We start from the raw sequence: 21,766 nt of genomic DNA on the forward strand, positions 1-21,766 counted from the left end.
CCGGTGAATCTAGCAGAACACATTCTGGAACGTGCCGTACTCGTCCCTCACCGTATTGCAATTTCAGATGGACACGAAGACTGTACCTATGAGCAGCTCACGAAACGGGTTCAACAGGTTGCCAGCGGTCTGCGGCAGGGCGGACACACGAATCAGACCGTTGCGCTTCTATCCGGTAACCGCATGGAATTCGCCGAATTTGTCCTGGGTGCTATCTATGCAGGCTGCACTCCCGTACTGCTGGACCCGAAATGGTCTCCAGCAGAGCTGGAACAGGTCATCCAGCAATGCGCTCCAGGGCTAATTGTAAGTGAAGTATGCTTCGCAGCTGATCTGATTGGTCGTTACAGTGGAATTCCCCAGCTATATTTCGGCAGGGGACAGGTCTCCGGCAGCTATGAGGCTTGGGTAGCAGGCTTCGGGCCGGAGGCTGAAGCCGCAGATAGCCCTGAACTGCTGTTCATCGGGTATACCTCTGGCACCACAGGTATCCCGAAGGGGTATATGCGGACCCATCAGTCGTGGTTCAGCAGCTTGGAGGCTACAGAGAAGGCGTTCAGCCTGAACCGGATGCAGCATGTGCTTGCGCCCGGGCCGTTCGTGCATTCGCTGTCGCTGTTCGCCCTGCTGCAATCCCTGTACAGCAGAGCTACGTTCCATCTCCTTCCGGAATTCGATGCAGAGCGCGTACTCACCCTGTGCTCCCGTGTACCGGATATGATTCTGTTCGTTGTGCCCGCTATGACCGAGGCGTTATTGCGCCAAGCGGAGTCAAGCAACGCCGAGGTGTCCATTCAGGCCTTGATTAGCTCCGGCGGCAAATGGCCTGTGTCTTCAATACCTAAGTGCCGCGAGAGGTTCAACGGGGTTAGGCTCTATGAGTATTACGGCTCCTCTGAAGCCAGCTACATCAGCTATCTGGAGCTTACCGGAGCGGAGCCGCAGGACTCTCTGGGCCAGCCGTTCAGCGGTGTAGAGCTGTTGATCTGCGATGAACAGTTCCGCGAGGTTCCTCAAGGCACAGTGGGGGAGCTATACATCCGCAGCGATATGATCTTCTCCGGATATCATCTCCTGCCGGAAGAGACGGCGCGGGTATTCCGGGACGGCTGGCTGCGCACAGGGGATTACGTGTATCAGGACCGGCAGATGCATCTGCGCCTGGCCGGACGCGCGGGCAGCATGATCAAGAGCGGGGGGCTCAAGGTGTTCCCGGAAGAAGTGGAAGCAGTGCTGCTTCGCCATCCGAATATCCGGGAAGCGATGGTGTTCGGCATACCGGATGAACGCTGGGGGGAGCAGGTAACGTTACTGATACAGTGGCAGGGCCAGGAACGGCTTACACTCGATGAGATCAGGAAGTATTGCCGCCCCTATCTGGCCAGCTATAAGCTGCCTAAGCAGCTGATTAACGTAGAGGGATTCAGCTACACCGGTTCCGGCAAAATCGCCCGCCAGCTCATGAAGAGCCGCGTGGTAGAGGAGTTGACATGAAGAAGGCCGTGCAGGAAGAAGTTCCACCCATGCTCGTTTTTGACCAGGTAGACTTTGCTTACCGGAGAGGGCAGCCGGTTCTCCGTCAGCTCAGCTTTGACATACGCCAAGGCGAATTCGTTGCCATCATCGGCGCGAATGGCAGCGGTAAATCCACCATTGCCAAGCTAATGAACGGATTGCTGCTGCCAAGAGCCGGAGAGGTGAGGCTGGGAGCGCTGAGCACGTTGAAGCGCCAGGATCTCGTAAGCATCCGCGAGCAGGCCGGATTGGTCTTCCAGAATCCTGACGATCAGTTCATTACGGCTTCCGTGCTGGATGAGGTGGTCTTCGGGCTGGAGAATCTGCGTGTCCCGAGAACCGCAATGCTCAGCCGGGCAACCCGTGCGCTGCAAGCCGTTCATATGGAAGACTATATGGACGCCGCTCCGCATCAGCTGTCGGGCGGGCAGAAGCAGCGGGTTGCCGTAGCGGCGGTTCTGGCAATGGAGCCCTCCATCCTCATCCTGGATGAAGCCACCTCCATGCTTGATCCGCAGGGCAGGCAGGACCTCCTTCAGGTGATGCGCATGCTTCACCAGCAAGGGCTGACGATCATCCACATTACCCATCATATGGATGAGGTCCTGCCTTCTGACCGTGTGCTGCTGCTTAGCCGGGGAGAGCTGGCTTTTGACGGGACGCCCTCCGGCTTGTTCAGCAGTGTAAGCATGACGGAGCATCAGCTTGCGCCTCCTTTTGCCGTAAGATTATTCCAGGCGCTCGGGCTGGATGCTCCGCTGCATGCAGAATGGAAGGAGACGATCAGAACCTTATGGTCTACGCATTGCAGGATGTAAGTGTGAAGATGAACGGGCGGGACATTCTTGAGTCGGTAAGCTGCACGCTTCAGGAGGGCAAATGGATTTCGGTTATCGGTCAGTCCGGGGCCGGAAAATCCACCCTCGCCAAAGTATTCAAGGGTCTGCTGCCAATCTCAAAAGGCGAATATACGTATCGTCAGCAGCCATTGCCAAGCGATCCGCAAGGCAGGCTGAAGACTGTTCCGCACATCGGTTATGTCTTTCAGTATCCTGAGCAGCAGCTATTTGCGGCAACGGTCAATCAGGAGCTGGCTTTTGCGCTTACCATGAAGGGTGAATCCCGGGCGAACGTGGAGCAAGCGATCCGGCAGGTTATGGAGCAGTTGGGCTTACCCGCAGCGCTGCTTCAGCAGCATCCCTTACAGCTAAGTGGCGGACTTAAGCGGCTGGTGGCTATCGCTTCTGTGCTGATGGCCGGGCCGGAGCTGCTTATTCTGGATGAACCTACCGCTGGGCTTGATCCCGGGAACAAGAACGACTTGCTCAGAAGGCTTAAAAAGTGGCAGGAGGAGAACAAGCGGACCGTGCTGTTCCTGTCGCATCAGCTGGAGGATGTTGCCGAATACTCGGATGAGGTGATGGTTATGGCGCAGGGCCGGTTGTTAGGACATTGGGAGGTCAACGAACTGTTCCTGAAGCAGGCAGATTGCATGGAGCAAGCGGGTCTGCCTGCACCGGAACCGATTCAGCTCTTGAGAATCATTGAGGAAGTATCTGGAGCGAAGCCACGGCCTGCAAGCTGCAAGGAAGCAGAGATTTTTCGGACGGTGAATGCTATCTGGCAGGCAAAGGGTCTCTGAGCGATGACGGATAAAATTGTACTCGGGCAGTATGTCCCCTCAGACTCTGTCATCCACCGGCTTGATCCGCGAACCAAGCTACTCATCCTTGTAGCCTTCACAATTGGCAGTATGCATCTCCAGGCGATTACAGGATACATTGCTGCGACAGTTCTGGCGGGAGGACAGCTCCTCTTGTCCAGAGTTCCGCTTCGTATGCTCTTACGGGCATTGCAGCCGCTTCTATTCATCCTGCTGCTGCCAATGCTCTATCATCTCCTGTTCAACCAGGAAGGGATCAGGAATGAGCTCTTCGCACTCTGGCGGATTCTGCTCCTGGTCTCGCTTGCTCTCATCCTGACATTAACGACGAAACCGCTCGATCTGGCCAAAGGTCTGGAACAGCTGTGCCAGCCGTTATCCCGTCTGGGCGTTCCGGTAGAAGCGCTGGCCTTGACGGTCATGCTGGCTATTCGTTTTATCCCCACTATTACCCAGGAGCTGGACCGCATTCTTGTGGCGCAACAGGCCAGAGGGTATGATATCAAGGATACCAAAGGCCTTAACCGGATACAGGCTTACATCCAATTGGTGATTCCGCTGCTCGTCACCACCCTTGCGCGGGCGGAGCAGCTGGCGATGACGATTGAGGCAAGGGCTTACGGGAACGGGAAGGGACGGACTTCCTATCGGGTGCTAAAATATGCACGGATGGATTATGCAGCCGGCGGGATCATGCTTGCGTATGTTCTGCTGGGAATTCTGCTGGAGAGATGAGGAGATAGAGCTTGAACAGAACAGCCATACTGGAGCGGCTTCAGTCAGAGCTGCGCGAAGGCAACCATATTATTGGTGTCTCGACAGGTACGGGAATTACAGCCAAGGTTGCCGCTGACAGCGGAGCAGACTTCATTCTAATGCTGAACTCCGGCAAGTTCCGGCAGATGGGGAGAAGCTCGCTGGCGGGGTTCCTGCCCTTCTGCAACAGCAATGAGATGGTGATGGATTTTGCCTCGAAGGAGATTGTGCCGCTGGTAAGAGACACTCCGGTGCTGTTCGGGCTGAATGCGAATGATCCAACGAGAGAAATGTCCCTGTATATAGAAGAGATTAAGGCCAGAGGCTTCGCGGGAGTGAATAATTATCCGACGGTCGGCCTGATCGACGGGGTGTTCAGAGAGGCACTGGAGGAGGACGGTATCAGCTATGACAGGGAGGTTGAGGCTATACGTCTGGCTCATCAGCAGGAGCTGTTCACGGTGGCTTTCGTCTTCGACGAAGCCCAGGCGGTCCAGATGGCAGAGGCGGGGGCGGATGTGATCTGTGTGCATCTCGGCCTGACTGTAGGCGGATTGCTGGGGGCGCGGAAGGTGGTCTCTCTGGAAGCTGCCAAGGCGAAGGCGCTGCGTATTCTCACTGCCTGCGGAGAGGTTAAGCCTGAAGTCATTAAGATGATCTACGGCGGTCCGGTCAAGACTCCGGTTGATGTCCAGTATATGTACAGCAATAACACGCAGATTATGGGCTACATTGGCGGCTCTGCCTTTGAACGGATTCCCTCCGAGCAGTCGATTACAGCCATAACCCGCGATTTCAAGCGACTGGGCAAGCTGGATGAGGATGATCTCATGGTCAAAATGCTCAGCGGCATCACCCGGCATTACGATTACGTAGAATTCGTCAAAGAATATGTCGCCCAGAACTACAGCGAGGAAGTAGTGTTCGCGGATCTGGCCAAGGTGGCACATGTGTCACGCAGTTACCTGAGTAGCTTGTTTAAAAAGGAGGTAGGGTGCAGCTTCCAGAACTATCTGGTCGGCTTCCGTATGCAAAAGGCTGCCATCCTGCTCCAGGCCCCGCATCTGCAATTATCCGAGGTGTCCGCAATGGTCGGCTACCCCGACTATGCCCAGTTCAGCAGAATGTTCAAAAAGCTGATGGGCAGCTCGCCCAAGCAGTACAAATCTAACCTAAACACAAAAACATAGAACATAAAAGCGTTTTCATCCATAAAAATGCCCGGTATGATGAATCTATGATTCGTATACGAGGAGGCCACAGAATGAAGACGATCGCCATAGCTGGAACGTTTGATACGAAAGGTGAGGAGTACCTGTACATCAAGCAGCTTGCAGAGGAGCTGGGCCTCAGAGCCCTGATGATCCATACCGGTGTATTCGAGCCAGCCTTTCAACCCGATGTGTCTAACCGGGAGGTCGCATCCGCCGCTGGTGTGGAGCTGGACGAGCTTGCCGCGAAGAAGGACCGGGCGTTAGCTACAGAGGTCTTGTCCAAGGGGCTGGAGAAGCTTGTTCCCCGGTTATACCAGGAGGGGAAATTTGACGGCATCATATCCTTCGGGGGTACCGGCGGAACTTCACTGGTTGCCCCTGCCATGAGAGCCTTGCCGATCGGCGTACCGAAGGTGCTGGTATCCACGGTTGCCTCCGGAAATACCGCCCCCTATGTCGGGACCAGCGATATTATGATGATTCCGTCTGTCGTGGATGTCTCAGGCCTCAATTCGATCTCGACGAGAATATTCAGCAATGCGATGTTTGCCATCGCGGGCATGCTCCTGTTCGAAGCAGACTATGAACCGGAGAAAAAGCCGCTGGTAGCAGCCACCATGTTCGGAGTGACCACATCTTGTGTGACTGAAGCGCGCAAATACCTGGAGGAGCGCGGCTACGAGGTGCTGGTATTCCATGCAACCGGAATCGGCGGACAATCGATGGAGGCGCTGATCGAAGCGGGCTTCATTGAAGGGGTGCTGGACTTAACCACCACCGAATGGGCAGATGAACTGATCGGCGGCGTCTTGAACGCAGGACCGCACCGCCTGGAGGCCGCAGGCCGCAACCGCATTCCGCAGGTCGTCTCGGTGGGGGCCCTGGACATGTGCAACTTCGGCCCGGCGGATACCGTACCGGAGAAGTTCAAGGATCGCAAATTCTATCATCATAATCCTACAGTCACCCTGATGCGGACGACCGTGGAAGAGAATGAACAGCTCGGCAGGAAGCTCGCCGAGAAGCTCAATATGGCAACGGAGAGTACAGTGCTTATGCTGCCGCTTGGCGGTATTTCGGCGATTGATGTGGAGGGTCAGCCCTTCTACGGCCCTGAAGAGGACCGGATGCTGTTCGATACCCTGCGCCGGCAGGTGGACCGCTCAAGGGTTGAACTGATCGAAATGGACGAGGCGATCAACGATCCGGCCTTTGCCGGGGCGGCAGCCCAGAAGCTGATTGATCTCATGCAGGCCGCGAAGGCCTGAACCCCACAATAAGGAGGAGCTACTAATGAATAAGCAGACCAGAGCTGAGATTTTGGACAGATTCAAGCAAGAGGTGAAGGCGGGTAAGATTCTTCTTGGTGTCGGGGCAGGCACGGGGATTACCGCCAAGAGTAGTGAGGCAGGCGGAGCGGATATGCTGATTGTGTACAATTCCGGGCGTTACAGAATGGCAGGACGCGGTTCACTGGCAGGCTTGCTGTCGTATGGCGACGCCAATCAGATTGTAGTGGAGATGGGCTCGGAGGTGCTGCCTGTCGTCAAGGATACGCCCGTTCTGGCAGGGGTATGCGGCACCGACCCGTTCCGGGTGATGGAGGTATTCCTGAAGCAGCTGAAGGAGCAGGGCTTCAGCGGTGTGCAGAATTTCCCAACAGTGGGTCTGATCGATGGCGTCTTCCGCCAGAATTTGGAGGAGACCGGGATGGGCTACGGCCTGGAGGTTGAAATGATCCGCATCGCCCATGAGCTGGATATGCTGACGACCCCGTATGTGTTCGACCCGGAACAGGCACGGGCCATGGCAGAGGCGGGTGCAGATATTCTGGTCGCCCACATGGGCCTCACCACCAAGGGCACCATCGGCGCAGTTACCGCGCTGACCCTGGACGATTGTGTGGAGCGTATCGAGGCGATTATCGAAGCCGGACGGGCGGTCAACCCGGAGATTATGATTATCTGCCACGGCGGCCCGATTGCCGAGCCGGAGGATGCGGCTTATGTCATTCAGCGGACGAAGGGCATCCATGGATTCTTCGGCGCATCGAGCATAGAGCGCTTCGCGGCGGAGCAGGGAATTACCCGCCAGACCGAGTCGTTCAAAGCAATTCAGCAATAAGCAAGAAGACAGAATCAGTGACCACAGCCCGGCTTCCGCCGGTTGTGGTCTTTTTTATTTTCTGCGGAGAAGGTGTGTGTGAGGGAGCCATCTCCATGCTCAGTAGTCCGTAACATTTTAGAGAAATCCTGCAAAATATACAACAATGCTGGCCAATAGAAGCCCCTTACGCTGAAATCCTGCATGAAATGCAACAAAGTCAGCGTTAAGTTGCAATAAACACCGGAATTCCTGCAAATGATGCAACAATATAGCGTAACCCATAACATTTTTAGAGAAATCCTGCAAAATGTGCAACAATGCGATCCACACCATATGTAGAATGGATGTGGTTAATTATAGAAGGGACTACTGTTGTATGATAGTCAAAACGAAAGGATAAGGAGTGGATGATATATGACCAATAGTTTGTTCATAACCGAAGATGCACATGTTCTGCTGAAGCAGGAAGCAGGAGACGCTCTGCTGCTTAAGGGCGCCATTACCAGTGAGGGCTTCGCGGTCATTCATGCCTTTCATCGCGGCTGGCTGCCGTTCGGGTATCTGCAGGATGTCCGGGGGGTATGGTGGTTTGACGGACGTAAGAATAAAGTCACCTTAGTCAGCGGGGACGCCGGTGCCTTCCGTGTGCTGGATAATGACTATGGACTGGATACGCTGCATGTCTATTTGGAGGACAAGCAGATCCCGGGAGCAGACCCTGAGACCTTTAAGCTTCTGGAGGGCTCACCGTATTTCGCTAAAGACAAGCACCGTCTGTATGTGAAGAACGTTGACCGGTTTCATACCTGGGAGGATATCGATGTGGAGACTGCTGCGGCCTATATGGACTATTGCATGGACAAGGACCATGTACTGCATCTGTATCATTCCTTATCTTATGACAACGGCAGCAAGTCCGGGCTGGCCCACCAGCTGCGGGATGCTTATCCAGATGTGTACGGCTGGTGGCATGCCAGCTATGACAAGCCAGAGGCCGGAGCCAATCGGATTCAGGGAAATTGGTTCAAGACAGACCGGGCCGTCTTCTACGCTTCCGAGAACGGTGCTGCAGGAAGGACAGGGACGCGCCAGGTCTTCAATCTGGTGAGAGGGGCAGATCCGGTAACGTTTAAGGTGCTGGATGACGAGTATGGACAAGATGCGCAAGGAGTCTACTGTACCTGGAGGCGGGCCCGGACAGCGGATGTACTGACCTTCGAGGCCCTCGGGGGCCTGTTCGGAAGGGATGCGCAGAACGTCTTTTATAACGGATACCGGGTTGCTGGAGCAGACCCGGCCAGCTTCACTGTATTGGCGGGAGCAGGCAGCCAGGGGCTGTCCAAAGACAAGCGCCAGGTCTATCACGCCGCGTTCCGACGGACCTTCCAGCCGTTCGGTCACCCGGATTATATTCTGGAGCCGCTACCCGGAGCCGATCCGGAGAGCTTCACAGTCTTATCGGAGAATGGAAGCTGGGCGGTTGACCGGGAGAGGGTGTACCAGTGGGGAGATCCGGCCAGGAAGCTGGACCGCGACAGCTTCGTCTATCTGTTCGACCACGGCCCGGAGAGCTGGGCGGCAGACAAGTACGGACTGTACAATGCCAACGGCCGCCGCACGGTAAAGGGGATAGACGGGGAAAGCTTCCGTATGCTGAATTCATTCTGGGGCAAGGATGATTATGAGGTGTTCTGCTTCAGGACAGGAGGCGTGCAGCGCGCTGCGGACGCGGTTACCTTCCGGGTGACAGACAATGACGGTGGTGCAGAAGACGCCCGATTCATCTATACCGTTACGGATAACAATACGATTAAGAAGACGAAGAAGAAATGATCGGCCAAGACACTTAATCACATTTTAGACACATTTTTTGTCCGGGATAGCTAAAATGGGCTATGGTCAGCGGATCTCCATTTACCTACAATGGGAGCGTTATCATTACACGGCTATAAGGCTGGAATCGGGAACATTACTACGTCGAGGGAGTGAACAATGCTAATCGCACAAGGCTTTCGTCCATCCCGTAGCACCAAAGTAAGAGCTGTACTGCTGGCAGGCTTGTTCATTATATGCCTGTTCTTCTGCTCCTTCAATCATGGCACCATTGTAAGCGCAGACACCAGCACCGGAGTCCTTCCGCTGCAGCCCATCATCGACTCAGCCCGTGAGGGAGATCTTATCACCCTGGCTCCGGGAGCCTATTCCGGTCCGGTCCGGCTGGATAAGCGAGTGACGATTAACGGTAACGGCGAGGCGATTCTGCTGCATACGGCAAAGGACGAGCAGGCGGCGGTGCTGATCACGGCAGACAGTGTAAGGCTTGAGAACCTGAAGATTCAGCAGAATAACGACGGGGAAGCGGCGGCTGTACGCGTTGAAGCGGACAGGGTCACCCTGAAGGGGTTGGTCATTCATTCGGCAGGGTACGGCATACTCCTCCGTGAAGCCGATAGCGGGGTGATCTCGGACAATACAATAAGCTGGTTCATCCCCACAGGAGAAGCACCGGGAACGAGAGGCACCGGGATCGATCTCTATAACTCTCACGGCGCTGTGATCCGGGGCAACGACATCGCTTATCTGCGGGATGGCATCTATCTGGAGAACAGCCGCAATACGGTGGTGGACCAGAACAAGCTTACTTATCTGCGGTACGGGGTCCACTGCATGTATATCAATGGCTCGAAGGTCACTAACAACACCGGTGAATACAACATTACCGGCGCGATGGTGATGGGTGTTACGGGTGTGGTGGTGTCCGGGAACTCCTTCCGCAAGCAGAGCCGGAATGTGCATTCACAGGGAATTCTGCTCTACGATGTGCGGAATTCCGCGATTATAAACAACCGGGTGGAAGGCAACCGGGTGGGGATTTACATGCAGCAGTCCTCGGATAACAAGCTGCAGCAGAATCTGGTGCTCCGCAACTATATCGGCGTGCAGTTCGAGAATGCAGAGGGCAACCGCTTTGAGCGTAACGGGTTTGTTGCGAACGTCATTGAGGCCCAGGCCACAGGCAGCAGGGACAATGAGATGAACGGGAATTACTGGGACGCCTTTGGCGGACTGGATCTCACGGGGGATGGGGTCAGCGACCTGAAGTATGCGATCAACCCCTTCTATCAGCAATTGGTGGCGGGGAATGCAGCGTATCAGCTGTTTTTCCAGTCACCGGGGATGACCTTCCTGAGCGATATGTACACCGGCGGTTCGGCAGGGTGGTCCACCGATTCAGCGCCGCTCATGCAGCTTGAGGCAGGTACGGTTAGCCCGGATCAGGCGGCAGGGGGACAGGGCACGGTCATGGTAGCGGGCTGGCTGCTGCTGTTCCTATCCGTAATTACAATCATATACTTGGGGGTACTGCGATTATGAAACGATGGAGTCTGGTCTTGATGGTAGCAATGAGTCTGGTGATCCTCGCGGCCTGCGGACAGAAGAAATACGAGCCGGTAGCGATTAATGAAGACGTCGATATCTGTGTGGTCTGCAATATGCAGGTCAAGGATGATGCTTTCGCCACTCAGCTAACGACCAAGGACGGCAAGAATTACAAGTTCGACGATATCGGCTGTATGAATGAGTGGAAGAAGAGCAACGGCACGGAGCAGATCGGCATGGATTATGTCCGCGACTATAACGACAAGAGCTGGGTTGAATTCAGCAAGGCGAGCTATGTGTATGACGCTTCTCTGCGTACGCCGATGGCTTATGGAGTGATCAGCTTCAAGGATAAGGCGGCAGCAGAAGCATTCGTGAAGGAGCAGGCGCTAGGCACTGTGCTGACCGCCGGAGAGCTGGCCTCCCATGAATGGAAGCAGAACAAGGATATGATGAACATGGACATGCAGAGCGGAGAAGGTCATATGGAGGAGCATAGCTCAGAGGAAGGTACGCATTCCGAAGAGAAGGATATGTGAGTATGGCTGACATCCTGCATATTGCCCGCAGAGAGCTTAAGATCGGCTTCCGCAACCCGTGGGCCTATTCCTTCCTGGCCTTGTTCTGTACCTTCAGTCTCGGGCTGCTGCTGATCCATGTGAATAACGCGGTCGAAGGCTATACTGCGGTTACGGGCTCCATGCTGAGCCTGATTCTGTATCTTTTGCCGCTGATGACGTTATTTCTGGGCTCCTTCTCACTGACCTCGGAACGGGAAGACGGAAGCTGGCAGCTGTTATCCACCTATCCCATTGGAACCTTATCATTTGTCCTGGGAAAATATACCGGGCTAGCCGCTGTCCTGCTGACGATTGTAGCGTTTGGTTACGGGCTGATGGGGCTGCTCAGCGGCCTGCTCGGAATGGCTTTTGCGGCGGATACTTACTTCCTGTTCCTGGCCTTCTCGGCAGGTCTGGTCCTGTTGTTCCTGACCCTTGCCCTCATCATCGGCTCGTTATCCCGCAACCGCTGGCAGGCCTTGACGATCTCTGTAGCGGTCTGGTTCTTCGCGGTGATCGGCTGGCCGACATTCCTGATCGCAGGCCTAGGGCTGCTCCCGTATCTCTGGATCAAGCCAGCGCTGATTGTGCTGACGATGCTTAATCCGGCTGAGCTGGTGCGCCTGTTCGTGGTGGTGAAGCTGGGCGGAGGGTCGGTTCTGGGACCGGAATATTATCAGTGGGTGGAATGGATTAGCCGTCCGGGCGGCAGCCTGCTGTTCCTCGGGGTCTGCGCTGCCTGGGTGCTGCTGTCCATCTTAGCAGTATATTGGATCTGGGAGAGGGGGCGTTCCCGTGGATAATCCGCTAATTCAGGTGAAAGAGATTACCAAGGTCATCGGGCGGCAAACACTGGTCGAAGAGATCAGCTTCCAGGTTCCAGGCGGCAGCATACTTGCCCTGTGCGGCGGGAATGGGGCCGGCAAAAGCACGGTGCTGCGGATGGTAGCTGGCATTCTACAGCCGACTTCAGGCGAAATTACGGTAAACGGGCTGAAGTGGAAGCAATCCCGCAAGCGCTTTTCCATGCAGATCGGCTATATGCCGGATGATTATCAGTTCAGCCACGGGCTGTCTGCGGAAGAGCTGCTGAATTTCTGGGCGGCACTGCGCCGGATTCCCAGACGCAAACAGCGGGTAGAGGAGGTGCTGGCTCTAGTCGGACTTGCGGATAAGCGCAACAGCCTGGTAACCACCTTCTCCAAGGGGATGCGCCAGCGCGTCCTGTTCGCGCAAGCGCTGCTGGCGAAGCCGCCGCTCCTGATTATGGATGAGCCGACTAACGGGCTGGACCCGTTCTGGATGAACGAATTCGCGAAGCTGCTGCAGGGTATCCGGGAAGAGGGGCATACGGTCCTCTTTTCCACCCACCAGCTGGAGATTGCGGATCGGGTGTCCGATCAGATTGTCTTCCTGAATCAGGGCAAGCATGTGGGGTCAGGCACTACGGCAGAGATCCGTACAGAGTTCGGTTCGCTGTACGCCGCCTTTCACCATAGTCTGGGGCTGGGATGAAGCTGCGCCGGATCGTTACTCTGCTGATTATTGCCGCTGCCTGTGCTGCCGGAATCGGGGTTTATCTTCAGCAGTCCAGCCAACCTCCGGCCGGGAGAATGACCGCAGGTGCTTTGGCTCCGGCGTTCGAAGCGGTAACCTTGCAGGGGGAGAAGGTGCGCCTCAGCGAATATAAGGGCCGGGTCGTGCTGCTTAACTTCTGGGCGACCTGGTGCAAGCCTTGTATGCGGGAAATGCCGCTGTTAAATGAACTAAGCCAATCCGCTGAGCTTCCAGTCGAGACCTTGTTCGTGAACGCAGGAGAATCCAAGGGGACGGTATCGGAGTATATGGCGGAGCAACAATTCTCTTTTCCCGTCATTATCGATGTTACCGGAAGGATATCTGCCTCGTATAGCGTCAATGCACTGCCGTCAACTTATATCATCAATAAGGCGGGCGAGATAAGCAAAATCGTAGTCGGAGAGATCGGGGATCTCGATACGCTCAAGCAATGGCTGGCTGAGGCCGGAGCTGAATAATGAAGGGGATATTCTATTCTAACTACAGCCTCCGCCTGCCGGGAAAATGCTTCCGGTGCAGGCGGAGGCTGTTTTGCGGGCATAAAAAGAAAAATTATTTCTTTTTTTAATTTATTTTAGGAAAAATACTTCATTTAATTAAAATTTCTGATATACTCATTGCAAAGAGGGAGCAAAAAGTCAGGAACCTGACGCGGGAAGGGCGCTCGCCTTACACTTAATCTGAGGGGGAATATGGTGTGGGAACTAACAGAAAGGGCTTCACAGTATCGCTGCTGCTGACCATGTCTATGCTGCTTGCGGCTTGCGGAGGAAATGGCAATACGAAGGGGACACCGGCTGCCGGAAGCACCGGAGAACCCGGCACGGGCGCTGAAGCTACGGCTGCGGCGGAGCCGGTGAAGCTTGAATTCTGGACGATTGCACTTCAGCCAACGTTCAATGATTACTTCAATAATCTGATTACCCAGTATGAGGACAGCCACCCCGGAGTAACGGTGGAGTGGAAGGACTATCCCTATGATGCCATCTCGCAGCGGCTGTTGACCAGCACGGCCAGCGGCAAGAGCCCGGATGTCGTGAATCTGAACACCGAGTTCGCCAGCCAGCTAGGCAGCAAGGGAGCGCTGCTGAATCTGAGCGAGTATCTGACGGATGAGCAGGCGAAGAGTTATTTCGAGGGGATTTATAATTCTACAGTATTCGACGGCAAGGCGTATGCACTTCCCTGGTACACTGGCACAGAAGTGCTGTTCATGAACAAGAAGCTGGTGGAGAAGGCGGGCCTCGACCCTGCGAACCCGCCGCAGACCCGCGAGGAGCTGGTGGAGTGGGCGCGTCAGGTTCATGAGAAGACCGGAGCAGCCGGGTATGCCCAGCAGCTGGTCTCCAAGCTGTTCCCCATCGACGGCATCTCAATCCTGAATGAGGACAAGACAGCCGCCGCCTTCAATACGCCGGAAGCCGAAGCAATGATCTCCCAGATGCGCGATCTGATGAAGGAAGGGGTAGTGTTGAAGGAGGACGCTGATTTCAGTAAGCAGATTCAGTATTTCTCCGGTGAACAGGTAGCCTTCCAGTTGTCCGGCCCAACATTCATTAACTTCATCAAGACCTCTGCGCCGGATGTCTACAAGAATACCATTGCTGTCCCGCTGCCGACAGGCAAGGCGAACCTGCGTCTCTCCAATTCGATGAATCTGGTCGTGCCGCAGAAGTCGAAGAACCCGCAGCAGGCGGTGGAATTCGCTGCCTTCCTTACGAATGCCGAGAATCAGACAGCCTTCTCCAAGGCCGCCAACACGCTGCCATCGAGCAAGGCGTCCATTCAGGATCCGTTCTTCACCGAGTCTGACGGCTCTCTGGAAGCTGAAGCGAAGGTGGCTTCCTCGCAGAGTCTGGATAAGGCTACCGATTACATGGTCGGCGTTCCAAGCGCCGCAGATATCAACTCTGCGCTGGCGCGCGGATTGCAGGAGATTCTGATGAACGGCGCGGATATCAAAGAGACGCTGAACAAGGTGGAGAAGGAAGTCAATACTATTATCAGTCAGGGTTCCTAAGCTGCTGAAGCATAGCCGATAAGGGGGAGTTTCTCCCCCAATGGATATATTTTGAGGGTATTTGAAGGAGTGGGAGGTGTAGAGGGTGTACAAGGGGTTTCGGTCTGAATCTTTTACCGCATGGGCGTTTATGGCGCCGGGGCTGCTGTTTCTGGCGGTGTTTACCTTTTGGCCGATTATTTACGGTATACCGCTCTCGTTGACAGATTATTCTGTCATTACAGAGACGAATTATGTAGGTCTGGAGAACTTCACACGGGCCTTCCAAGATCATAATTTCCTGATTTCACTGTGGAATTCACTGGTATATGTGCTGATTGTGCCGGTGATCCAGATCATTTCGATCTTAATGGCAATTCTGGTCAACAGCCGGATTCCTGGAGTCAAAATGTTCCGGGCCGCCTACTATATACCGGTCGTCACTTCGATGGTTGCGGTGGCGCTGATCTGGAGCTGGCTGCTCGGCAATAACGGAGTTGTCAATTACCTGCTGCTGAAGGCAGGGATTATCAGTGAGCAGGTCTCCTGGCTATCGACGAGCAGCACGGCGCTGTATGTTCTAATGTTCATTACGATGTGGAAGGGCCTCGGCTATTACATGATGCTCTATCTGGCTGGGCTTCAAGGCATTCCTGCAGATCTGTATGAGGCCGCAAGAGTGGATGGTGCAGGGCCGTTGCGGCTGATTGTACATGTGACGCTGCCGCTGTTGCGCCCGCATATTCTGTTCTGCACGCTGATCTCGGTGATGGGCGCGATCCGGGTGTTCGATGAGGTCTACATTCTGACTAAGGGCGGACCGGGGACGTCCACACTGACCTCAAGCGTCTATATTTTTCAAAAAGGGCTGGAGCAGTTCAACTTCGGCTATGCCTCGGCGCTCGGGCTGATCGTCAGTGTGATGGTGGGAGCGCTTAGTGTACTCGTATTCAGACTGAACCGGAAAGGCGGGGTGAATTCCTATTGATGCCGCGTAGCTTGCGTGTTCTAATCACTTATCTGCTGCTGATCCTGCTTGCCCTGTTCATGATGGGGCCGTTCCTGTGGCTGCTCAGTGTCTCGCTGATGCCGGGGCGCAACGTGTTTGCGAACCCGCCGGCCATTCTGCCCACCTTCATTGCGTTCGATAACTATGTGCAGGTGTGGAACTTCATGAATTTTCCGCGATACATTCTGAATACGGTCATCATCACACTGCTGGGAGTCGTGTTCAACATTATTCTATCCTGTCTGACGGCTTATCCGCTGGCGGCCTTCCGGTTCAAGGGCCGGAACCTGGTCTTCACGCTGCTGATCTCGACCATGATTATTCCGTCGGCCACCGCTATGATTGTGCATTATCTGACGATTCAGGCTTTTCAGCTGGGCAATACGTTCTTCGGCGTTGTTCTTCCGGCAGCGGTGTCCGTGTTCAATATCTTCCTGATGCGGCAGACGTTCCTGGGTATTCCGGCAGATATCCGGGATTCGGGTAAAATGGACGGAGCCTCAGAGCTGCGCATCTTCATTCAACTGGTCATGCCGCTCGTCAAGCCGGGGATTGCGGTGATTGGATTACTGGAGGTCATGGCGTTCTGGAACAACTTCCTGTGGCCGATTGTCGTCCTGGAGGACCCGGAGAAGTATCCGCTCGCTGCGGCGCTTACGTATCTGAACGGGCAATTCTCCTATAACTTCGGCTGGATTGCCGCCGGAACCATGATCTCGGTGCTGCCGATCATCCTCGTGTTCCTGTTCACGCAGAAGTATTATATGGAAGGGATTGCCGGCGCGATAAAAGGCTAACTAAGGAGGCATAACTCAATGGGAATTTCGTTACGGGACTGCCAATATCTGTTCCGCGACTATTATACGCAAGGGAAAGAGCTGGTGGTAGAGGGCCCGCAGCTGCGCTGTGAGCTGGCCTCGCGGTATGCGATGAATCAGGATGTAAACGGGCTACTTGCTGAAGGCGGAGACATCGTAATTCTGGAACCGGCCGGACCGGGCGTAGCCACCGCTGATAAAGGCAATGCGCAGCTGATGCTGGAGTATGACGGCGGGCTTGCTGCGGATGGATACCGGCTGGTGATTGGAGAGGATGCGAAGCTTGTTGTCGCTGCGTCTAACCGTCGGGGGCTGAAGTACGGGCTGGATGCGCTGAAAATGCTCCTGACCGTGGAGGAGGATTGCTGCCGCCTGCCGGTGGTTACGGTGGAGGATGAGCCTTCTTTTCCGGTGCGGGGCATTATTGAAGGCTTCTATGGCGTGCCATGGAGCTTCGCGGACCGGATGGATTCGGTCAGTTATATGAGCGGGCACCGGATGAACGCCTTCATGTACGCGCCGAAGGATGATCTCTATCACCGGAAGCTATGGCGTGAGCCGTACCCGGACGATGTGTTCACCAGAATTCATGACCTTAAGCAGGAATGCGACAAGCATCTGGTGGATTTCTACTATTGTATTAGCCCGGGCAATGATCTGGAATTCCGCAGCCAAGGCGACTTCGCGAAGCTGGAGGAGAAGCTTGCGGCCATGATCGCGATTGGAGTGCGGCATTTCGCACTGCTGATGGATGACATCGATTATGTGCTCCAAGGCGACAACAAGCAGTTCCTGGAGCGCTCCGGGACCGCCCATGCCTATGTGACAAACCGGGTCTATGATTACTTAGCCGGATGTCTGCCGCACTTCACCCTGGCTATGTGTCCTTCAGAATACTGGTCGTATTGGAATACGGAGTACAAAAAGGATATCCGGGAGCAGCTTCATCCCGCTGTCAAAGTGTTCTGGACCGGCTATTTCGTCTTCGCTCCGGAGATTGGCCGGGGGCATGCGGAAGATAATTACAGTTTTTACGGGCATGAACTGTGGCTGTGGGACAATATTCCGGTGAATGACTGCGATAAGGACCGGCTGTTCCTCGATCCGGTGCGCGGGCGCAGCTCGCGGCTCGGCAATTACGGGCATACAGCGGTCGTTGCCAATCCGATGAATCAGTGGGAATGCTCCAAGATCACGCTTAACACGATGGCCCATTATATGTGGAACAGCGAGCGCTACATGCCGGAGCTGTCCTGGGAGCTGTCTGTGCGTGAATTCGCCGGGGAGCTGGCGGAGGACATGATGTTCTTCTGCCGCCAGAATCTGAACAGCCGCCTGTATTCCGGCGGCTACCCGGAGCTGGACGATGCGCTGGCAGAGCGCGATCTGGAGCGGCTGGACGCTTATTTCAGCCGGCTGGAGCAGACGGCCGTGCGGCTTGGCGGCTTAGAGAATGCTAAATTCATCGAAGAGGCTGGGCCATGGCTGCGCCGGGCCATCGGGGATGCTGTACTGTGGCGGGCTGTGCGCAGACAACTGGAGGACCCGCTGAATCCGCAGGCACAGGCGGAGGTGCTCCAGCGGCTCGAGACCTGCCGCAGCTACGGGGTGCGGCTCGGCAGTGATCCGGCGGTGCGTGCGGCTGAGGCGCTGGGGATCGAGCTGCCGGTGATGGAGAAGGCGACAAAGGAGGAGGACCAGCATGTCTAAGCACCATAAGCTGATTCTGGTTCCGCTCGATGAGCGGCCCTGCAATTATGAATTCCCTTATCTGCTGGCACATGGAACAGATTATAGGGTAGAGCGTCCGCCCGCCGGGATTATGGGGCTGAAGAAACGCCCTGGAGATGTTGAACAGCTATGGTCCTGGTTCGAGGCTGCCTGCGAAGGGGCAGATGGGGCGGTGGTCGCGCTGGATACGCTGCTCTACGGCGGCATTATTCCCTCGCGGCTGCACCAGCTGGAGCTTGAAGTGCTGGCTGCGCGCCTGGAGCGGCTGCGGGAGATCCGGCGGCGTTATCCGCAGCTTAAGCTGTATGCGTTCCAGCTGATTATGCGCTGTCCGCAGTATTCTCTATCAGACGAGGAACCGGATTATTATGCCGACTGGGGCCGGGAGATTTTCCGCAAGGGCTTCATAGGCCACCGGCTGGAGCTGGGAATCGCCACCGATGAGGAGATTCGTGAGCTGGCGGATATTGATCACCGGCTTCCAGCCGAGGTGCTGCAGGATTATCTCGGCCGCCGGGCGATTAATATTGAAGCGAACAAGCAGGCGCTGGAGCTGGTCCGGGAGGGGGTGATCGACTTCATGATTGTTCCGCAGGATGATTCGGCGCCATATGGGCATACCGCCAAGGACCAGGAGAAGGTGCGGGCACGGATCACGGCGCTTGATCTGGAGCTTAAGGTCTATATGTATCCGGGAGCAGATGAGGTAGGCTGCACGCTGCTCGCCCGGATGCTGAACAAGGCCGAAGGACGGAGGCCGATGATCTACCCGCGTTTGTCCGCTGTGCAGGGGGCATTCGTGACGCCGCTGTTCGAGGACCGCTTTTTCTATGAGACGCTGAAGTATCAGATCCTGGCCGCCGGGGGGCTGATCGCATCCAGTGCTGCCGAGGCAGACCTGGTTCTGCTGGTCAGCACGCCGGGTGAGACGATGGAGGAGGCGGTGTCGCAGAAGCATGCTTTTCACAGCTATGACGTATACCGGAACCTGATGGAACTTGTAGAGTACGGGGACTACCTTCTGCAGAGCAAGGAGATGCCGGTGGCTGTTGCGGACGTAGGCTATGCCAATGGTGGAGACCAGAAGCTGGTTAAGATGCTGCGGCAGAATAACCTCCTTTTCGATGTGGCCGGATATGCCGCCTGGAATACCAGCTCCAATTCGCTTGGAACGGTAATCTCGCAGGCGATGATCTATCTGATCTACGGACGTACACAAGGGCATCTGGATTTCCTGGCGCTCCGCTATGCCGAGGATGTATGCTATTGTTCAGTAGTGCGCGGAGAGCTTAGTGAGGGCCCGGTGCAGGAGATGGGCTATGGCAAATACGAACTGGACGGACCGCGCGGCCGCGTAGCTGCCCGTGTACAGGAACGGCTGAGTGAGGAGCTGGCTGTACGGATCGACAGTCCAGCGGGAAGGGTTAAGATTACCGATTGTTATATGCCATGGAACCGGATGTTCGAGGTGGGCTTAACTGTGCAATATGAGCCATCGTGAGGGCAGGGCTGATAATATAAATTTGATTTGAAACAATACAGACAGGGAAGAGTGACGGAGGGGAATTTGGGAGCTGTAGGAGCGGTAGCAAGTTCAATTTATATATAATATAAGGAGAGAGGGTGGGGACCCTGAGCAAAAATATACTGGAAAGCCTGCATCTGGGGCTGATTGTATCCTGCCAGGCGCTGCCTGACGAGCCGCTGCACGGGCCGGAGATTATGGCCCGGATGGCGGTGGCGGCAGCGGAAGGCGGGGCCATCGCCATCCGGGCGAACGGGGCGGCAGATGTGCGGGCGATCAAGCAGGCAGTTGCGCTGCCGGTGATCGGTATCGTGAAGCGCAATTACCCGGATTCGGACGTCTATATTACCCCTACGCTTAGAGAGACTGAGGAGCTGCTGGAAGCGGGGGCGGATATTATAGCTTTTGACGGGACCCGGCAGACCCGGCCGGGGAATTGTACGCTGGAGCAGATCATAGACCTGCTCACGGCAAGCCCGGCGGCTTCCATGGCCGATATCTCCACTCTGGAGGAAGCGCTATACGCTGAGTCGCTGGGAGTCAGCTGCGTCTCGACCACCTTGTCGGGATATACACCGTATTCCCGCCAGCAGGAAGGGCCGAATCTGGAGTTGCTGGAGCAGGCTGCACAGCGGCTGAAGATTCCGGTCATTGCCGAAGGCCGGATCAGCCAGCCCGCCGAAGTAGAGGCAGCGCTGGACCTGGGGGCCTATGCGGTGGTGGTAGGCTCCGCAATTACCCGGCCGCAGCTGATCACCCGGCCGTTCGCAGCAGCGGCGAGAAAAGTGAGGATGAACCGTAATGGAAATGAATGACCGGATCAACACGTATTACCCGTCCATGACTAAGTCGGAGCAAAAGGTAGCCCGGTGTGTGCTTGAGCATCCGGATAATCTGATCTATCTGTCTGTGACTGAGCTGGCGGATTTCGCCGGAACGGGCGAGACCACGGTGATGCGCTTCTGCCGCAAAATCGGCTTCAAGGGCTATCAGGATTTCAAGCTGATGCTGGCCCAGGGCCTGCCGAAGCGGCAGACTCTGGCGGACGGCGAGCAGGGGGCAGGCGGAGGGGATTACGCCGACCACCTGTATGCCTTAATGGTTGGTGTATTGCAATCCAGCCTGGGCATGCTGGACCGGGAGCAGCTGCAGCAGGCGGTAGACGCTCTGGATCAGGCCCGGTATGTCCAGTTCTTCGGCGTAGGCTCATCCGGCATCACAGCACTGGACGCCAAGAACCGCTTCCTGCGGATCGGGCGGCGTGTCGAAGCCAATTCCGACAGCCATATTCAGTCGATGATGGCAGTGACGATGGGGGCGGGCGATGTGGCATTTGGCATCAGTGTATCAGGCAGCACACTGGATACGAATGACATGCTGATGAAGGCCAAGCAGAACGGGGCCAAAGTCATTGCCATGACTAACTATGCCAAGTCCCCGATTGCTTCCATTGCCGACATTGTGCTGCTGACAGCCGGGAAGGAATCCCCGCTGGAAGGCGGCTCTGTAGGGGCTAAGGTCTCCCAGCTGTTCATTATCGACCTGCTCTGCCAGGGGCTGGAGCAGCTCCATGCCGAAGAGACCAAGCGGATGAAGGAGCTCACCGCCCGGGCGGTCATTGACCGGATTTATTAGGATTCGGGGAATGAAGCGGTAGGGAGAAATGAAACGACTGGGAGAAATGAAGGGATAGTGAATTATGCATTACATTCCGGTTAAGGGAACAGCGTGGGTGATATAGGAGGCGTTGAGTTCGTCTGTCGAGGTAGGGGTATGAGAAAGAGGCGTGCAGGCGGAAAACCGAACACATTGGAGCCTGGGGCGGCGTGTTGGTCGAATGTAATCGAAAAACCGATTACAATGCACTCGTGAGAGGGCAGACGGCGGAATGTAATCGAAAAACCGATTACA

General features: G+C 55.6%; 20 protein-coding genes. All 20 read left to right on the forward strand.

The genetic code is table 11. From position 1 onward, the window contains the following. The first annotated feature begins 3 nt into the window (after window positions 1-3). The 20 genes from J2Z70_RS06900 to J2Z70_RS06995 all read left to right on the forward strand — a co-directional run bounded on the left by J2Z70_RS06900 (window position 4) and on the right by J2Z70_RS06995 (window position 21,490). Window positions 4-1,494 carry a class I adenylate-forming enzyme family protein gene (locus tag J2Z70_RS06900; RefSeq protein WP_209870835.1) on the forward strand — a complete coding sequence of 497 codons (1,491 nt, stop codon included), beginning with the start codon at window positions 4-6 and terminating at the stop codon, window positions 1,492-1,494. Beyond that, on the forward strand, window positions 1,491-2,333 hold the full coding sequence (locus J2Z70_RS06905) for an energy-coupling factor transporter ATPase (protein WP_245368032.1): 843 nt from the start codon (window positions 1,491-1,493) through the stop codon (window positions 2,331-2,333). Before J2Z70_RS06900 ends, J2Z70_RS06905 begins: the two co-directional genes overlap by 4 nt. Further along, window positions 2,285-3,157, forward strand: a complete 873-nt coding sequence (locus J2Z70_RS06910; RefSeq protein WP_245368033.1) for an ATP-binding cassette domain-containing protein — start codon at window positions 2,285-2,287, stop codon at window positions 3,155-3,157. The genes J2Z70_RS06905 and J2Z70_RS06910 overlap by 49 nt, the downstream gene beginning before the upstream one ends. 3 nt (window positions 3,158-3,160) lie before the next feature. Further along, window positions 3,161-3,913 carry an energy-coupling factor transporter transmembrane component T family protein gene (locus tag J2Z70_RS06915; RefSeq protein WP_209870837.1) on the forward strand — a complete coding sequence of 251 codons (753 nt, stop codon included), beginning with the start codon at window positions 3,161-3,163 and terminating at the stop codon, window positions 3,911-3,913. A gap of 11 nt (window positions 3,914-3,924) precedes the next feature. Beyond that, window positions 3,925-5,124, forward strand: coding sequence for a phosphoenolpyruvate hydrolase family protein (locus tag J2Z70_RS06920; RefSeq protein WP_209870840.1), 1,200 nt, complete (start codon window positions 3,925-3,927; stop codon window positions 5,122-5,124). A gap of 74 nt (window positions 5,125-5,198) precedes the next feature. After that, entirely contained in the window at window positions 5,199-6,416 is a 1,218-nt protein-coding gene (locus J2Z70_RS06925; protein WP_209870841.1) for a Tm-1-like ATP-binding domain-containing protein, read from the forward strand. Window positions 6,417-6,441: 25 nt separating this feature from the next. Further along, window positions 6,442-7,272: a phosphoenolpyruvate hydrolase family protein gene (locus tag J2Z70_RS06930; RefSeq protein WP_209870844.1), complete on the forward strand. Its 831-nt coding sequence runs from the start codon at window positions 6,442-6,444 to the stop codon at window positions 7,270-7,272. A gap of 396 nt (window positions 7,273-7,668) precedes the next feature. Continuing rightward, entirely contained in the window at window positions 7,669-9,087 is a 1,419-nt protein-coding gene (locus tag J2Z70_RS06935; protein ID WP_209870847.1) for a DKNYY domain-containing protein, read from the forward strand. 159 nt (window positions 9,088-9,246) lie between these two features. After that, complete coding sequence (locus J2Z70_RS06940; RefSeq protein ID WP_209870850.1) at window positions 9,247-10,629, forward strand: right-handed parallel beta-helix repeat-containing protein; 1,383 nt, start codon at window positions 9,247-9,249, stop codon at window positions 10,627-10,629. Beyond that, entirely contained in the window at window positions 10,626-11,174 is a 549-nt protein-coding gene (locus J2Z70_RS06945) for a nitrous oxide reductase accessory protein NosL (protein ID WP_209870853.1), read from the forward strand. Before J2Z70_RS06940 ends, J2Z70_RS06945 begins: the two co-directional genes overlap by 4 nt. 2 nt (window positions 11,175-11,176) lie before the next feature. Next, complete coding sequence (locus tag J2Z70_RS06950; protein WP_209870856.1) at window positions 11,177-11,998, forward strand: ABC transporter permease; 822 nt, start codon at window positions 11,177-11,179, stop codon at window positions 11,996-11,998. Then, the gene (locus J2Z70_RS06955) at window positions 11,991-12,710 is read left to right on the forward strand and encodes an ABC transporter ATP-binding protein (protein ID WP_209870858.1); all 720 of its coding nucleotides are present in this window, start codon (window positions 11,991-11,993) and stop codon (window positions 12,708-12,710) included. Before J2Z70_RS06950 ends, J2Z70_RS06955 begins: the two co-directional genes overlap by 8 nt. Next, the gene (locus J2Z70_RS06960; protein WP_209870860.1) at window positions 12,707-13,231 is read left to right on the forward strand and encodes a TlpA family protein disulfide reductase; all 525 of its coding nucleotides are present in this window, start codon (window positions 12,707-12,709) and stop codon (window positions 13,229-13,231) included. Before J2Z70_RS06955 ends, J2Z70_RS06960 begins: the two co-directional genes overlap by 4 nt. Before the next feature lie 239 nt (window positions 13,232-13,470). Continuing rightward, a complete protein-coding gene (locus tag J2Z70_RS06965) occupies window positions 13,471-14,793 on the forward strand; it encodes an ABC transporter substrate-binding protein (protein WP_342592995.1) in 1,323 nt (440 codons plus the stop codon). Window positions 14,794-14,878: 85 nt separating this feature from the next. Further along, window positions 14,879-15,760: a carbohydrate ABC transporter permease gene (locus tag J2Z70_RS06970; protein ID WP_036727002.1), complete on the forward strand. Its 882-nt coding sequence runs from the start codon at window positions 14,879-14,881 to the stop codon at window positions 15,758-15,760. Continuing rightward, window positions 15,760-16,578 (forward strand): carbohydrate ABC transporter permease, encoded by an 819-nt coding sequence (locus J2Z70_RS06975; RefSeq protein ID WP_081751222.1) that lies wholly within the window; start codon window positions 15,760-15,762, stop codon window positions 16,576-16,578. Before J2Z70_RS06970 ends, J2Z70_RS06975 begins: the two co-directional genes overlap by 1 nt. A gap of 18 nt (window positions 16,579-16,596) precedes the next feature. Further along, window positions 16,597-18,309 carry a glycoside hydrolase family 84 protein gene (locus tag J2Z70_RS06980; RefSeq protein ID WP_209870863.1) on the forward strand — a complete coding sequence of 571 codons (1,713 nt, stop codon included), beginning with the start codon at window positions 16,597-16,599 and terminating at the stop codon, window positions 18,307-18,309. Continuing rightward, window positions 18,302-19,831 (forward strand): DUF4127 family protein, encoded by a 1,530-nt coding sequence (locus J2Z70_RS06985; RefSeq protein WP_209870866.1) that lies wholly within the window; start codon window positions 18,302-18,304, stop codon window positions 19,829-19,831. The genes J2Z70_RS06980 and J2Z70_RS06985 overlap by 8 nt, the downstream gene beginning before the upstream one ends. Window positions 19,832-19,962: 131 nt before the next feature. After that, window positions 19,963-20,670, forward strand: a complete 708-nt coding sequence (locus tag J2Z70_RS06990; RefSeq protein WP_209871083.1) for an N-acetylmannosamine-6-phosphate 2-epimerase — start codon at window positions 19,963-19,965, stop codon at window positions 20,668-20,670. Continuing rightward, window positions 20,657-21,490, forward strand: coding sequence for a MurR/RpiR family transcriptional regulator (locus J2Z70_RS06995; protein WP_209870869.1), 834 nt, complete (start codon window positions 20,657-20,659; stop codon window positions 21,488-21,490). The genes J2Z70_RS06990 and J2Z70_RS06995 overlap by 14 nt, the downstream gene beginning before the upstream one ends. Window positions 21,491-21,766 lie beyond the last annotated feature (276 nt).

Origin of the sequence: Paenibacillus silagei (assembly GCF_017874735.1) — a bacterium.
In the GTDB taxonomy this organism is placed as follows: domain Bacteria; phylum Bacillota; class Bacilli; order Paenibacillales; family Paenibacillaceae; genus Paenibacillus_AQ; species Paenibacillus_AQ silagei.